Here is a 15,984-nt window from a genome sequence, read left to right on the forward strand (position 1 = left end):
TTTTTATAAGGGCTTTTTTATGCTTAAATTAATTGTTCCAAGAGGCTTTTAACAGTTCATCAATCGCTTTCGAGGTATTGATAAAATCTTGATTGGCGGCTATCTCTGGGGTTAACTCAGTATGATAAAAAATCGGTAAGAGTCGCGCTGATTTTTTTGAAAGCCATAATAACTCAGTTTGCAAAGCCTCTATTTCGGCAATTTCGCAGGCGTTGTCTGTGTAATCTTCTATTTGGATGCTCTCTAGCCAAGCTTGAGTATCTGCACCAATTAAGCCAGAGCGTTCTACTATGCGGGTAATATTGTCAATACCTGCAAGTAGTGCGACGCCATTTTTCCCCAATTTTTCTTGACGAATAAAGGCTGCAAATTTTTCTGAAAGTTGCTTTATCTTCTGAAAATTTTCATTGCGTTGTATGATTTTATTTTTAGCACTTAAGAAGTTTTCTTTGCTTAGCTGTTGCGGCAAGGGTAGCTCTGACTGAGTAATAATTGCATAGGTGGCTTTGTAGGTTTCAAAAAAGTAAGTGTCGGTATTAACTTGAAGGTAAGCCTTAAGATCGAGTAGCGTTTTATTGTTATTATCTAGTTCACGTCGCTTGATGTTATAAATAGTGTCACATAAGCTGATAATTTGGCTTAACTTAGAAAGCTTTTTTCCTTCTAAGTTTTTTGGGTAGCCTGTACCATCACAACGTTCATGGTGTTGTTGAATTGCTCGTAATAATTCATTTGGATAAAGGTGGGCAGCTTTTACAATTTCTTTACTTAAAAAAACGTGAGTTTCCATAATCCGCCACTGATCTTTTTTAAATGCTGTTGTTTCACTAAACTCTGCAGGTATATGAAGCATGCCCAGGTCATGGAATAAACCTGCTAAGAAAACAGTATGAACTTGGGTAAGTTCAAGCTCCATTTTAGTCGCTATCAGCGAGCCAAACCAAGCGCAAAATAAAGAGCGCTCATAAATAGGATTTAAGCGCTCTTTTAACACGGTGAGTTTTTGGCGTAGAACGCGCGGTATGTTATTGACGCTTGCTAAGTGCCTTAGTTTATTTTCGAATTGTTGGTGTTTCTGGATCAGTTGAAATTCTTCACTGTTTTCAATTAGCTTGATTATGTCATCAAGAATTTGTTGGTTATCTAATATGTGCTCAACAGAAACTAATTCATCTAAAGTTTTTTCCATTTGGTGACCGTTAAGTTTATCGGCGATAGACTTTTTAATCGGTGTACCTTTTGGAATTAACAGCACCCCAAATTCATTTCGAATGTCTTCTTCTGCAATGACTTCAACAAACTCACTTAAAGCCGTCATATGTTCGGCATATTCGTCTGCTGTTTTTAGCTTGTCTGGTATTTTGTCCACTGAGTCAATCGATTGATTTAAAATGAATTATTGGTGCTTTAAGTCTAGTGCATTGTCACTAGAAGTCAAAATGATAGAAGGCTAATTAGACCACCTTGCAATGCTGGCGATGTTTAAGCCTTTTCGAGTTTAACATGGCTTGTAAAGCCTTTGTTTAATAGAGCTAGGTTATTGATATTTATGCTTTTAAAGTGTTTTGAGATAAAAGTTATGTTTTTATTGAAAAAAATTTTAAATTTAAAAAAAGCGGTGTATACTTTTTCTAGCTTGAAAGTTAGTTCAGATTTAATACATTGATTTCGATGTTTTACCATTAGTTTTATCTATTGTAGTAGTAGCTCGTCCTGTATTTTATAAATAATGGCAACATTTCTAGCAAACTGGCGTGTTCGCTTGGTGTAGAGCGCGCAATTATTTTATTCATTTTTTAATAGGTTATAAATATGTCGACTATTACAGGTACAGTTAAGTGGTTTAACGAAGCGAAAGGTTTTGGCTTTATTTCTCAAGAGTCTGGTCCAGACGTCTTTGCTCATTTTAGCGCAATCACTGGTTCTGGCTTCAAAACTTTGACTGAAGGTCAAAAAGTAGAGTTCACTGTGACTCAAGGCCAAAAAGGTCCTCAAGCCGAAAATATTGTTGGGCTATAATCAAGCTTAAACGATTTTTAAGAAAGACACTTAGTGATTAATAATTGCTAAGTGTTTTTTTTACATGTCACTTTTAATTCACGCTTAACTCTTCTTCAGTTAGCAACGATAAATCATCTAAATAATAATTACGCGTAATTATTTTAAGCCTTTTGTTTTAGCTGTTTTCAAGCATCTCTAATGCCAATTATTTAGTAAATTTTACACAATTTAAATGTGTGGAATTTATCATATTGAGATAAATTCTTCATTGGCTATTGAATTATTTTTGTACAGCGAGTAATCTTCTCGAGGCGTATCTCAGATACTCATAATAAGAAAGACATACATTATCAATTTTACGTGACCTTCACATTTTATTATGAATCACCAAGAATCATTGTTATGTCTTGCTTAAACTGAGCGAGGATTGATGAGAACGTTTATTTAGCGTGAATTTGATTTTAATAATAAGTCACTTCTAACTAAAGTGGACAAAAATAATCAAGCGGTTTTGCGCACTAGCTAAATATTTTCTTACTGGAGATAAATATGAAATATAACAACAAAACATCGCAAGGTTTGTTTGCTAAGTCAAAGCAAGCTTTAGCGGTATCAGCTGCTATGCTTGCAATATCAAGCTCAGCAGCAATCAATGCAGAAGAAAACGTTATAAAAGCATTGAACGCTGAGCAAGCTGTTACAGCTAGCTACCTTCCTGCTGCTGTCAATGCGATTCCTGGACAATATATTGTTGTGCTAAAAGATCAGTATGTTACTCAGCAGGCAAGCAATTTAGCTGGTGAAAATGTTAACGCTTTAACATCTTCTAATGCTATGGATTTTCGCCGCCAAGTAGTACAAAACACTGCAAACGAATTAGTTAGCTCAAGCAATGGCAAGCTTCTTAATAGCTACCATGCGGCACTTTCTGGTTTTGTAGCAAAAATGGATGCAAAATCAATGCAAGCGCTATTGAACGATAGCCGTGTCGCTTATGTAGAGCAAGATCAAATGATGCATGCTAATGAGACTCAGTACAATGCAACTTGGGGTCTTGATAGAACAGACCAAGCAAATTTACCTTTAAGCGGCACCTATACTTATACCAATACAGGTAGTGGCGTAACTGCTTATGTTGTTGATACCGGTGTATTAAGTTCTCATAGTGATTTTGGTGGCCGCGTTTCTGGTGGCTACACTGCGATTAACGACGGAAATGGCACTAATGACTGTAACGGTCACGGTACTCATGTTGCTGGAACCGTCGGTGGTCAAACTTGGGGTATGGCAAAAAATGTTGCTTTAGTACCGGTTCGTGTACTTGGTTGTAATGGTAGCGGAACTAACTCTGGTGTAATTGCAGGTGTTGATTGGGTTGCGCAAAATGCATCGGGTCCATCAGTAGCCAATATGAGCTTAGGTGGCGGTGATTCTACTGCATTAGATAATGCAGTTAATGGCGCGATCAACTCTGGCATTACTTTTGTTGTTGCTGCAGGTAACGATAATCGCAGTGCATGTACTGGTTCTCCAAACAAAGTACCAGCTGCGTTAACTATTGCTTCTTCTACAAGCAGTGATGCACGTTCAAGCTTCTCTAACTATGGTTCTTGTATTGATTTATTTGCACCAGGTTCAAGCATTAAGTCGGCGTGGAGCAATGGTGGCACTAATACTATTAGTGGTACTTCAATGGCAGCGCCACATGTTGCAGGCGCAGTAGCACTTTATCTTCAATCAAACCCAAGTGCGTCACCATCTCAGGTTGAAAGCGCGATTGAAGGTGCAGCAGTGGCTAATAAAATTAGCGATGCTAAAGGTTCACCAAACTTATTGTTACAAGTAGCGTCTGGTTCAACTCCACCACCACCACCACCTCCTCCTCCAAGTGGTAACGAGCTAAGTAACAACGTACCTGTGACTGGTTTAGCGGCTTCTCGTGGTAACGACATTGTTTACACAATGGATGTTCCTGCCAATGCGACTGATATTAGCTTTAACATTAGTGGCGGTTCTGGTGATGCAGATCTTTACGTTAAATTTGGCTCTGCACCAACCGATAGCTCTTATGACTGCCGTCCTTACAGAAATGGCAACAATGAGACTTGTAATATGAGCAACACTGGCGGTACATACTATGTGCGCGTTAAAGCTTATAGCACATTCTCAGGTGTGACATTAACTGGTAGCTATACCGCTGGCGGCACAGGTCCTACACCAATTGACTCAACCGTAAATAATATTTCCGTTGGTTCAGGCGGATGGGCTCGCTACTATGTTGATTTAACTCCTGGCTACTCTAATTTAGATGTTAGCATTTCAGGTGGAAGCGGTGACGCAGATCTCTATGTTAACTTTGGTTCGCAATCTACAACTTCAAGTTATGATTGCCGTCCATATAAATATGGAAACAGCGAAACTTGCACATTCAACAACCCACAAAGTGGTCGTTGGCATATCGACATTCGTGGTTATACCGCTGCTAGTGGCGTAACTTTGAATGTAAAAGCTAACTAGTAAATACATTAGTTGCATTAAAGCCGGTTGAACTTCAACCGGCTTTTTTTGTGCTCTAAAATCAGCTTTTAAGTTGAATAGCAAATACTAAGGTTGATAAAAAAAGGAATTATCTATTCGGTACTTCAATATAAAAGTTGGCCAAACAACCGTAAAATTTGAACTGGTTGTTCGGTCGTGGTCTAAACGTCGCAAACTCGACGCAGTTAAAACTATTCAAGAAATCTATCTGAATGATTTTCAATATGTTCATGATCATTTTTGTGAAATGCAAGTAATCTATAGTGACAACTCTTCTCAAATGCTTACAGCGAGAGTGCTCTATAATCAAGTCAAGAGACATTGGCTAGTTGATGGTATGCATGTGGCAATAAGAAAAGCCAATTAATTATTCATCTTAGCTAGCGCTTTACGTGCTGCTTTTAAATCAATTTTTAAGGCCGGTTTTTCGTCCGCATCTAATGTTAAGCGGTTAGCCGTTTCGAGTATGACATTGAGTATTTTCTGGTTTGAAATAAGTGAGAATTCTAGCTTTAAGAGAGCAAATTTTGCTGCAGCTTTTGCAACGGCATAGGAAGTTCCCGAAACCACTTGGTAGCTGCTAAAGCCGAAAGGAACTGCGGCTTTAAGGTCTTGCGCAGTTTCATAAAACATGGATTGATTGGAACCATCGCCACAGATTGATCTACCAAAACTTGAACTAGGAAGTCTCTGTTTTTTGTTGTTTAGAGCGCCTACGGTGACCAGCGGCACCTTGCCAAATAAGGGAGGGAGATTGGCTGGAGCATAGTTCATATTATCACTGTTGGCGTAATTTCCCGCAGCAAAAAACGTGACAGAATTGCTTAGCCAAAGCATGCCCAAAGGGTAACTTAAACGGTCATTACAGCCTGGCTGGTTAACTAACCAAGCGTTAATAATAATGCTAGGAGTTGAGCTTAGAAAAAGCCAATCTAAACATTGCAGCAGGTAAGGCTCAATATATTGGCCTTGTTCTAAGCCGTTACAAACCAAATAGTCAAATTGATCTGGTTGGATGTTTTGACTTTGAAGGGTTTGCAAAAACACGCTAAGCACACCACTTCCGTGCCCTAACCCAGTATCGACTTTATCCCAAGATAATTGTCGTGGATTGTACTGTGTAATGGTTAAGTTTTGAAAGTCTTGATGGTGTTGTGACACTCCAGAGTCTATCAAGGCAACTTGAATTTTGTTTGACCTAAAGCGACCTGTATTGTCAGACGATAGGAAGCTAGGTTGCTGTAAAAAATCTGAGTTTAGTTTTGAGTTATCTGTAAAGTAGACGATAGCAGCGTTATTTATGATGACCGGTTGAACCTGTTTAATTGCTCTTCCATTAATATCGCTTGCCTGATTCAAAAACAAATTAACTGACTCTGCGCTGAGCTTTTTTGCTAGCTGTTGGATATCATTTCTTGAAAGTTTGTTGTTTGGCTGGTTATTGGTATAGAGCGATTGAAGATCTAATTTTTCATTAAAATCGATATAGGCAAACTCTTGGTTGGATTCAATAATGGTAAAGTTCTTTAGTGCTGCGTATGACTTATTTGGTTCTGACGCGCTAATTAAATTTGGCTGGCTTATTGAGTTTGATTGTGAGCTTGTTAACTGAGTGAGCGTACAGCCGGCAAGCGCCAGTGAAACAACGAAATAGACGAACACCAAATAAAAGTCATTAATTATTTTAAACTGAGATTTCATAGATTATTTTTTCTCTCGTCATGAATAATACAGAATTGAGATATACAATAGTTCAAGCTCAATAAATACGCGCGCAGCTAAAATGAATTACCCTATAGCCACAATGTTTATCTCAAAACCTATGTGAATATTACCTTAGTTAAATAAAAAATGCTGTGATAGATTTTTTTCTAGTTTGTTGTCGGTATTAGACTTGAAAGCACCAAGCTTTATTTTTCTATTCATTTCTCGGCAGTTCTTAGCAAACTTTTTTCGTCATAGTAAGCAGTCATGATGTTACCTTAAAATTACCATGACAGTCAGGAGCTTAACTTAAGTTGAGCAAATCAATAGGAGATTGGCAATGTCAAAAATTAAAAGCAAAATGATTAGGACGCTTTCGTTAACCGCAGTTTTAGTAATTGCAGGTTGCGGCTATTCTGATTATCCAGGCCACCCTGGACACAAAACTCAGAATGAGGCTTATGTCCCATCGATGAGTACCGTTATTTCTGGATTTGGCGATGAGTATGATGGGACCTATGTGTACTCAGTTAAATACAATAATAGAAACTGGATGAGTGATGACTTTAATTTTAGCGTGAAAATAACCAGCTACAAAAACAATGTGACCGACTCATATCCCCATCGACCCAATATATTTCCAGACGCCGATGGTTTTAATCGCGCTACAGGATTTTCTGGTGGTGAATTTGCTAAATACTGGATTGCCAACGACACCGATGCGAATAGTGAAGGTGGCCTTGCCAACTTTGATCAATCTCAACCCTTAGACAGTGACGGGAATTGGATTGCGCCAGGCTTAATTTTAGTAATGAATGAGCCTGCTCAAGAAGTTGACAGTGTCGATTGGGACTTACAGTCTACGGCTCAATCTGCGACTCAAATTTTAAGTCAGCTTATTCAAAATGGTGGCAAATTAGATCAATTAAATTTGAGCATCGCTGCATTGCAAATTAATGGAGTGACGCATAGAGTTGAGCCTTATCAACTAGGATTTCAAGCCAATACTGCAGGGCATAGTCAGGTAACATTAACTAATCAAAAATCAGTGAAAAGCGTTTTGAATACTATTATTCAAAATACAGAAAATATGAAAAAAGTTGATCTAAAGCTTCATTTTCAAAATGGCATGGTCGTTGGGCTACCTCAGTCAATGTCGATAATGTTTAACCACAACGTTCTAGCTAAGTTAGCTAAATAATTGGACTTTAAAAGTTAAGGAGAATGAATATGAAACTAAGAAACAAGAAAAGTCTAATTGCGACGTTAATTTCTAGTAGCTTGCTTGTTGCTGGGGCTGCTTCTGCGGATGAAAAAATTAGTGTGATTGTAAAATTAAAAGATATCGCTACGCCTTTTTCATTGCAGAAAAGTCATTTGGCAAAATCGACCAATTATTCAGCCAAACAGATTCATTTATTGCAAGCGCAACAGCGCCAACAAAAATTACAGCAATTTGTTAACCTCAATAATTTAAAAGCAAAGCATATTTATAGTAATGTTTACAATGGGTTTTCTACCCATCTTAGTCAATCAGAAATTGATGAACTAAAAGCTAACCCAAATGTTGCCGCTATTTATCGCGATGAAATTTTTTATATAAACGATAGTAACAACCTTACAAGTTCCAACAAGCACAAGTCTAAAAATAAACCTCAACGCACGGTAAAGCGTAAACGTAAGTTAATAGACTGGCCGCAAGTGACACCCCAAGGTCCTGCAGATTCAGGTGCCGCTGAGCTGAGCTATCGAGGTGCAGGGCAGCATGTTTATGTTTTAGATACTGGCGTTGATACGCGCCAAAATGATATTAAGGAAAACCTTGGTTTAGGTTATGCGCCAGAGTTTTGTCATTGGCCTGCCGATAATAAACTATGTCCAATGCCTTACTCTGACGACCATGGTCATGGCACTCATGTTGCGGGAACCATTGCAGCGCAAGACAATGCCATTAATTCACTTGGAATGGCGCCAGCAGCGACCATTCATCCTGTTAAAATTTGTACTAAAGAAGGTTCATGTCCTAGTTCGTCAATTTTAGCTGGGCTCAATTGGGCTGTATTTGACATGTTAGGACGCGGAGAGTCTGCGGTCGCTAACTTAAGTATTGGCGGTGCGACAGAATTAGAGGCTGGTAACTGCAATGAATTAGGTTACGAAGGAGATAATTTTGTTGCCGAGTCTTATTGTAACGCAGCGCATCAAGGCATGGTTATCGTTGTTGCTGCGGGCAACTCCTCGGCTGACGCTGCGGGCTACTCTCCAGCTGGTTTTAATTCGACCATTACGGTTAGCTCATATACCGAATATGACTCCTTTAGTGGCGAAGCGCTTTATACCGGCTTTAGTAACTACGGTGACGGTGAGAATAGTTGGAGTGACAGAAAGTCAGGCGTTATTACGATTGCAGCACCCGGCAATTTGATCATGTCGTTAAATCGAACTCACGCTAATCGCGTGATGAGTGGCACTTCGATGGCTTCACCTGCTACCGCCGGTGCTGCTGCTTTAGTGATGGAGAAATATCCGCAAAGTCTCGATTTTTCAGCACTTCAAAATGTTCGTCAGCTGTTAGTGGATAACGCTAGTATTCCAGCATTTTATACTACCGAACCTGATGACGATGGCAATCCTCAAGACTTTCCACATGAAGAAGGTATTCTCAATGTTAGATTTTTGCAAGACTAGTTAGCCACAGCGTTAAATAGAAATAAATGGAGCACCTAGGTGCTCCATTTTTAGTTCGCTTTTGCTCTTTGCCTTGTCTGCATTTGTTGACTAAAGCCTTTCACTAAAAACTCCATCTGGTCAGCTAAAATATGTCGGTTAGCTAGTGCAAGGTAATCGCAAATATTGGGTTTAAAAGGGATTGCTATTAATTTCATGTTGGCTTCTTCAGGACTGCGGCAGCCTTTAAAATGATTGCAAGGCTTGCACGCCGAAACGCAATTACTCCAAGTATCGCTACCACCATTCCCTTTTGGTATCACATGATCTCGAGTAAGTTCACTACCAGAAAATTTTATTCCACAATAAAGGCAGATAAATTGATCTCTTTGAAATAGTGTAAGGTTTGTGAGCTTAGGTGACTGTCTCGTTTTGCTAGAAATATCGCCAAGGGTAGCAATTATTGGTGGGATATCTAAAATAGATTGGCGTTGTAGCTTTTGTGAAATTCCGCCATGCAAACGTAAGCAGGTTTTGCCAAAAGACCAAATCACTCGTTGGTTAGCCATTAAACAAGCGGCCGCTTCTGGCCCTATCCACTGGATTGCATGACCTGCTTTATTAAGTCTAAGAATTCGCAAACTAACCACCTTTTTCTGTTGTTAAACGGCTAAAAGGAAAAGCACTTCAATTAAGGTTAATAGAATCTGTTGCTTTAGGCTAGCTTTTGTTTACTTGCGTTATAACTAAAAGTAAGCACATTAGTTTTTAGGTAGGTTGAGGCAAGCTGTTTTTAATTGTTGCAAGGTATGAAAAGTATAAAATTGAGAGCTTTACGTTATAAAGCGCAAACCAAACAGTTTTATGCGAGAGCATGATTTATTTTAGCAAAACGTCTTTTCTAAAGGACTCTGCAATATAGGTAAACTCTTCAACATATATTTCTGGGATATTTAGCTCTAAAAGTGTTTCTTCCATAATGTTAATAAAAATATCAAAGTGCTTATCATTTAAGCCTTTACCTACTGAAGGAGCATGTGCATCTCTAATTCTTTGCGGACTGTAACTGTTAACGTTTTTAAGTACCATGGTTAAAAAGTCACGTAACTTTTGTTCCTGCCTAAACATGTCGATATCTTCGAAGTAGGCAGTAATCTCGGGATGCTCTAAGAACTTTTGATAAAAAATATGCACGGCTGCTTCTACCGCAGAAGCGCCACCAATTTTGTTGTATAACGTAAGATCAGCCAAAGTTCTCTCTTTTATTACCTAGTACTTTAGTAAGTTTAGTCGAAAGACTGTGGTTTTGTGGGCAATTTTGTTATTTAAAGGGTTAAAATTCATTGAATTGATAGTTTGCGACATGGTAACGCTTTATGGCTAGAAAAAGAGTATTAGTCGCACCTTAAGCAAGCCTTATTTGCGTTTTTCAGTTTATGTTCCATACTGTGTATAGAACCAAATAAGTGTATCTGGAAGCCAATGTCAAATGCCACTAACGATGAGCTAAATGCCAAGCTTATTGAGCTTGAAAACGACAAGCGACTACTCCAAAAAGAGTTAGCAGTTAAAAATGTCATTTCTGAAATTTCTCGCTTTCAAAGTAAAGACGACGATATCGATATGATTTATAAGCGTATTTTTACGCTATTGTCAGAAATTGTGCGTATAGAAAATTTTTATATATGCTTTGTCCAAGATAATAATATTTGTATTCCCTTTATTGTGGACGAGCAAGATGACATACCCGAAAGTGTTCGAAACGAAAAAACCAATCCTGAGTTGCGTTATAGCTTAACTGCCTATGCGTTAAAGCAGGGTAAAGCGTTAACTCTTACCGAAAAAGACGTGTTAAAGTTGCAGCAGGAGGGCAAGTTCAAAGCTTTAGGTAAGCTACCTAAGCAGTGGGTCTTTATTCCTTATTACTCGCCAAGTATTGAGGGCGGTATTGTGGCGCAAAGCTACTCTAGAACCGAGTCTTATAGTTACAGTGATATGTCAATCTTGACCTATGTCACTATGCATATTGGCAATTTTTTATCAGCTTATAACTCTAAACAAAAAATTAAGCAACAATTCGAAGAGTTAAAGGCTGCGCAAAGCCAACTTGTACACTCTGAAAAAATGGCCTCAGTAGGGCAGCTGGCCGCAGGTGTTGCTCATGAAATAAATAATCCTCTGGGCTATGTCAATAGTAATTTAAATTCGCTAAAAGAGTATGTTAAAGATTTAGGGATTTTTATTAGAGAGTTAGAAGCGGGAATTATAGAACAAGCAGAAGAGACCAGTGTTAAGCTACTATCAAGTTTAAAAGAAAAGCATGATATAGAGTTCATTTTAACAGACACCGATGAGCTAGTTTCTGAAAGTATCTTTGGAATGGATAAAGTTAAAAAGATAATTCAAAGCCTGAAAAATTTCACCCATGCTGGTGAAGAAATGAAACAGCTTACAGATATAAATCAATGTATTGATGAAACCATTCGTATTGTTTGGAATGAAATTAAATATCATTGTGAGATTGATAAACAGTTTGGTGAAGTTCCTGAAATTTATTGTTACCCAAGCCAATTAAACCAGGTCTTTATGAACTTAATGATCAATGCGGGGCATGCAATTAAAGAAAATGGTTTAATTAAGGTCTCAACCGAAGCGGATGAAGACTGGATTACAATTCGCTTTCAAGACAACGGTTCTGGCATAGATAAAAAGAACTTATCTCAATTGTTTAATCCTTTTTTTACTACTAAGCCGGTAGGTGAAGGAACCGGCTTGGGCCTTTCAATCTCCTATGGAATTATTGAAAACCATCAAGGAACTATTCAAGTTGAAAGTGAGGTTGGTGCTGGGACTTGCTTTATTATTAAGCTTCCCATTATTACCGAGCTTGAAGATGAAGAGCTCGAAGACCAGGCGAATTAAAAGGACTTGGACAAAGTAGATGCTATTAGATAGGAAAAGGCAGTTGTAGAATGAGTGGTGATTTATTTGAGGAGCTTGTTGCGCTAGAAAGCTGTGCTTTTCCTAAAAAGTGCCAAACCTGCGGCAAAGTTTTTAATTCAGTCGAGGAGTATACCGCTGAAACGGTGGAGATTAGAGGCACTACTGGTTTAAAGGCCTCGGAAGATGATGACGGCTCAACGGTGTTAGAGTTGTATCGTAATTGTCCTTGCGGCTCAACTTTACTCGATTTTTTTGCAGATAGAAGAGATGTTACCGAAAAAGGTTTAAAAAGACGCAAAGCGTTTGACACTGTCTTAGAGCACTTAGTTGAATTAGGAATAGAGCGCGAAGAGGGCAGAAGTGAACTAAAATATTATATGCGCCATAAAAAGAGCGAATTATTTGAAAAGTTAGGTGTTTTTAAAGCAAAAGGTAGTAAAAAGATCTAAACTTAGTAGAGATAGTAGTCAAAAAGTTAATTATGTCACGGCTGTGGCCTCTTCAAACGATAAAGCATTTGAGGCAGAGGAAGATAAAGTTATATGAGCGAATTAGACACTGCGGAAAATAAAGATAAACTCCGCTTGCTTTGCGTTGACGATGAGAAAAATATTCTTGTTTCTTTAAAGCGATTATTTCGAAAGGAAGGCTATGAGATATTAACCGCAGAAAGCGGTCAAGAAGGGCTCGAAATAGTGAAAAGTCAGAAGGTTGACTTAATTATTTCTGATATGCGAATGCCGAATATGGATGGCGCTGAGTTTCTTGGCAAGGTTAAAGAGATCAAACCTAAAATTCCGAGCATTCTGTTAACTGGTTTTTCAGACCAAGAATCGACGATTCGTGCAATTAACGAAGGCAAAATAAGCTCCTATGTCAGTAAACCATGGGATGATAATGACATAAAGCTTAAAGTCCAGTCAGTATTTAAGATTAACCAGCTAGAGCGAGAAAAAGAACGCTTATTATTGCTCACTCACCAGCAAAATAAAAAGCTTAAAGAGTGGAATAAAGATTTAGAAAATACGATTCAGCGTCGGGTGAGAGATTTAAAAGAAGCCGAGTGTATGCTCGATAAAGCCTATGAAGAGCTCTCGGCAAGTTACGAAGCGGTTATTAAACTGCTTTCTCATGCTATTTGTGCAAGAGAACATATTTTTGGTAGAGACTACCATGACTTACCTTTACTTGCTGTGGACCTCGGAAAAGCGGCAGGGCTGAGTGAGTATATATTAAAGCAAATTTATTATGCGAGTCTGCTGTTTGAGTTGGGCAAATTAGCGTTGCCTGAAAAACTTTTGGTTACCCCAATTAAAATGTTAGACGTAGAAGACTATGAGCAGTTTATGAACTACCCTGAGATTGGCTCTTCAGTACTAAAAGATATTGCTAATTTTACGGACACTGCCAGAATCATTGAGCACCATTATGAGTACTATAACGGCAGCGGCGCGCCTGATGCCTTGAAAGAAAATGATATTCCTATTGGCTGTAGAGTTCTTGGGATTGTAAAAGACTACTTTTTATTGCAGTCGGGCAAATACGACGGCATTAATTACAGCGCATTAGACGCGCGTAAATTTTTAGTTGAAAACAGAGGGGTACTATATGACCCCGAATTGCTCGACTTATTTATCAATGTGTCTAAAGAGCATGAAAAAAATAATCAAATAAAAGAAGAAGCGCGCTTAACTACCATGAAACTCATGCCCGGCATGAAGTTGAGTAGAGACTGTACCAATAACCAAGGTCTTATGTTGCTAAAAAAAGGTACAGTGCTGAGTGAGCTAACGATTCAAAAATTAATTAGCGTCGAAAATGTTTACGACATGCCTCTCAATGTTTTTGTTTGGATGAAAAGCTAAACTAGAAAGCCAACAAATAATGTCGCCAGCTCTCTCGTGTTCAACTTAAAGTCGTTGGTTAGGCTGAAATGACTGATAAAGCCTAACTAAATCTGCACTGGCAAGCGGCGCATGAAACAGAAAACCTTGCACATAGTCACAATTAATTTGCTTTAAATAATCCAGTTGAGAGTTGTTTTCGACCCCTTCTGCTATAACTTCTATGGAAAGTTCGTGTGCCATATTAATGAGTGATTCAACAATGGTTTTACTTTGCCTGTTATACGGTAGTTCACTGATAAAACTACGATCTATTTTTAAAATATCTACCGGCAGGCGTTTTAAATAACTTAAAGAAGAGTAGCCGGTTCCAAAATCGTCTAAGGATATAGAAACGCCTATGGCTTGAAGCGCCTTTAATTGCACAACAACGTTTTCCATATCTTCAAGAAATACGCTTTCGGTAACTTCTAGTTCTAGCTGACTAGCTGCCACACCGGTTTGAGTTAAAATTTGTTCAACTACATTAGGGAAATTAGAATACTTAAACTGCTTGGGTGATACATTGATGCAAACAATGACGGGAATATTATCTTGGTTTAATTGTTTGGCTAACTCGCAGCCTGTTTTTAATACCCATTCGCCTATTTCTAAAATAATGCCAGACTCTTCTGCAATAGAAATAAAGCTGGCTGGAGAAAGCATGCCTTGAATAGGGTGTTGCCATCGAATAAGCGCCTCTACACGGTGTTCGTGTTTTTTACCGATACAAATCTGAGGTTGGAACATTAAGTTGAGCTCGCCCTTCGATAAGGCGCTTTTTAAACCTTGCTCAATATGCAGTTTTTGTTGAATTCTTTTTTTGCTGTAAGGGCCAGAAAACTGAAACTGATTTCTTCCCATTTCTTTGGCATGGTACATGGCATAATCGGCACTTTTAACCAGTTGACGGGCTTTAATTCCGTGTTCTGGGTAAATAGCAATTCCGATACTGCTGGTAATGTTTAGAGTGATTTCTTGAAAGGAAACATCGCGATAAATGTGCTCCTTTACTCGCTGTGCAATTCCCTTTAGAGCATCGTGCCCCTGAAACTTACTGACGATAATGGCAAACTCATCTCCACCTAAATGGGCGACATAATCTTGCTTTTTTAAGCAGCGCTTTAATCGGCTAGCGACAGTATTTAATAAAAAATCTGCTTGCTGTGGGCCGAGATCGTCATTGACTTGTTTAAAGTGATCTAAGTCAATATAAATAAGCGCTAAACTCCCGTTATTCGTTTGTTTGTCTTCTATTTGGCTTGTTAAAAACTGCCAAAAATTTTGCCTATTCGGTAGGTGAGTGGTTGGATCTATTTGAGTGACTTTTTGAATTTCGTCTACCGACAATTTTATTTTGCTAATATCATTTGCAATACAAATATAGCGACTAATCTTGTTATGCTCATCGAGCAATGGCGCAATCATTAATCGCACCCACTTTTTATTGTCTAAGTTGTCAGCAGTTTCAAATTCACCTTCCCACTGTTTGCCAATCTTTAAAACTCGATGTATTTCTGGGTATTGCGACTCAGCTTCTTTCACCCATTTTTCGAGGAGCGATTGACGATTGAGCTGGTTATTGTCTTCAATTGCATAAATGTCAACGAGTGCTTGGTTAAATACTTCAACCCGCCCGTTTTGTTTACAGATAAGCACCGCCGAGCTTTCGTTTTTCAGCCCGCTGCTAATATCGGCATTGGAAACATGTTTTGCATAAAATTGTTCTAATTGTTGGTGAAGTTCCCGTTGATGGCGTTGAATTGACTCTTCAAGTTGCTCATTTTTTAACGCAAGGTTGCGCGCGTTCTGAAATATTTTATGGCGAACATCAAAGTTGTGGGTTTCGTTGGCGATTAACAGTAAAGGTAACTGGTTAACGCTAACTGCAATTGCTTCTAAATGAATTTCTAATCCACTATCGAGCACTTCTGTCCATAGCCCTGAGCGACGCTGCGCGTTTTCTGTTAAGGCCCAAATTTCTTCGGCGTCAAATAAAAAATTTTCTATAAATGGAAATGCTACACCTAGGTAAAAGGCGTTAGTGTTATCGCTAGAGGTGTGATATTTCTCTCTATAAGCTTCTTCAAACCATTGCGGTGGTTGGTAAACGGGAGTGAAGTAGCCTTCCTTGGTCCAACAAAAAGCGGCATATTGAAGCAAGTTAAGCAGTTCGCTTAATACCATGCCTTTGTTATTGTTAAGCGCCTGGCTTATTTCTAGATCGCTTAATTCAGTCATGTAATAC

Annotated in this window: 12 protein-coding genes; 7 read left to right on the forward strand and 5 right to left on the reverse strand. The window is 38.6% G+C overall.

The features are described from left to right. Positions 1-28: 28 nt before the first annotated feature. The gene (locus tag ACUR5C_RS03070) at positions 29-1,369 is read right to left on the reverse strand and encodes an HD-GYP domain-containing protein (RefSeq protein ID WP_454466880.1); all 1,341 of its coding nucleotides are present in this window, start codon (positions 1,367-1,369) and stop codon (positions 29-31) included. Positions 1,370-1,812: 443 nt separating this feature from the next. Between ACUR5C_RS03070 and ACUR5C_RS03075 the strand changes: the two genes are divergently transcribed. Both ACUR5C_RS03075 and ACUR5C_RS03080 read left to right on the forward strand, forming a co-directional pair. After that, on the forward strand, positions 1,813-2,019 hold the full coding sequence (locus ACUR5C_RS03075) for a cold-shock protein (RefSeq protein WP_454466881.1): 207 nt from the start codon (positions 1,813-1,815) through the stop codon (positions 2,017-2,019). Positions 2,020-2,550: 531 nt separating this feature from the next. Continuing rightward, positions 2,551-4,518, forward strand: a complete 1,968-nt coding sequence (locus tag ACUR5C_RS03080) for a S8 family peptidase (RefSeq protein ID WP_454466882.1) — start codon at positions 2,551-2,553, stop codon at positions 4,516-4,518. A gap of 384 nt (positions 4,519-4,902) precedes the next feature. Here ACUR5C_RS03080 and ACUR5C_RS03085 read toward each other — a convergent pair whose 3' ends face one another. Then, entirely contained in the window at positions 4,903-6,240 is a 1,338-nt protein-coding gene (locus tag ACUR5C_RS03085; RefSeq protein WP_454466883.1) for a S8/S53 family peptidase, read from the reverse strand. Positions 6,241-6,583: 343 nt separating this feature from the next. On the opposite strand from ACUR5C_RS03085, the gene ACUR5C_RS03090 reads away from it, so the two are divergent. Both ACUR5C_RS03090 and ACUR5C_RS03095 read left to right on the forward strand, forming a co-directional pair. After that, complete coding sequence (locus tag ACUR5C_RS03090) at positions 6,584-7,444, forward strand: hypothetical protein (RefSeq protein ID WP_454466884.1); 861 nt, start codon at positions 6,584-6,586, stop codon at positions 7,442-7,444. 29 nt (positions 7,445-7,473) lie between these two features. Beyond that, complete coding sequence (locus ACUR5C_RS03095; protein WP_454466885.1) at positions 7,474-8,931, forward strand: S8 family serine peptidase; 1,458 nt, start codon at positions 7,474-7,476, stop codon at positions 8,929-8,931. A 50-nt stretch (positions 8,932-8,981) separates the two neighbouring features. Here the strand turns inward: ACUR5C_RS03095 and ACUR5C_RS03100 are convergent, their stop codons facing one another. After that, positions 8,982-9,551: an HNH endonuclease gene (locus tag ACUR5C_RS03100; protein WP_454466886.1), complete on the reverse strand. Its 570-nt coding sequence runs from the start codon at positions 9,549-9,551 to the stop codon at positions 8,982-8,984. A gap of 238 nt (positions 9,552-9,789) precedes the next feature. Further along, positions 9,790-10,161 (reverse strand): group I truncated hemoglobin, encoded by a 372-nt coding sequence (locus ACUR5C_RS03105; RefSeq protein WP_454466887.1) that lies wholly within the window; start codon positions 10,159-10,161, stop codon positions 9,790-9,792. 231 nt (positions 10,162-10,392) lie between these two features. On the opposite strand from ACUR5C_RS03105, the gene ACUR5C_RS03110 reads away from it, so the two are divergent. From ACUR5C_RS03110 to nosR, 3 genes are all read left to right on the forward strand, one after another. After that, the gene (locus ACUR5C_RS03110) at positions 10,393-11,832 is read left to right on the forward strand and encodes a sensor histidine kinase (protein ID WP_454466889.1); all 1,440 of its coding nucleotides are present in this window, start codon (positions 10,393-10,395) and stop codon (positions 11,830-11,832) included. A gap of 50 nt (positions 11,833-11,882) precedes the next feature. Continuing rightward, positions 11,883-12,302, forward strand: coding sequence for an oxidoreductase (locus ACUR5C_RS03115; protein ID WP_454466890.1), 420 nt, complete (start codon positions 11,883-11,885; stop codon positions 12,300-12,302). A 93-nt stretch (positions 12,303-12,395) separates the two neighbouring features. Further along, positions 12,396-13,718 (forward strand): response regulator c-di-GMP phosphodiesterase, NosR family, encoded by a 1,323-nt coding sequence (gene nosR / locus ACUR5C_RS03120; RefSeq protein ID WP_454466891.1) that lies wholly within the window; start codon positions 12,396-12,398, stop codon positions 13,716-13,718. Between the two features lie 45 nt (positions 13,719-13,763). Here the strand turns inward: nosR and ACUR5C_RS03125 are convergent, their stop codons facing one another. Next, positions 13,764-15,977 (reverse strand): putative bifunctional diguanylate cyclase/phosphodiesterase, encoded by a 2,214-nt coding sequence (locus ACUR5C_RS03125; RefSeq protein WP_454466892.1) that lies wholly within the window; start codon positions 15,975-15,977, stop codon positions 13,764-13,766. Positions 15,978-15,984: the final 7 nt, after the last annotated feature.

This window comes from Aliikangiella aequoris, from assembly GCF_053709105.1.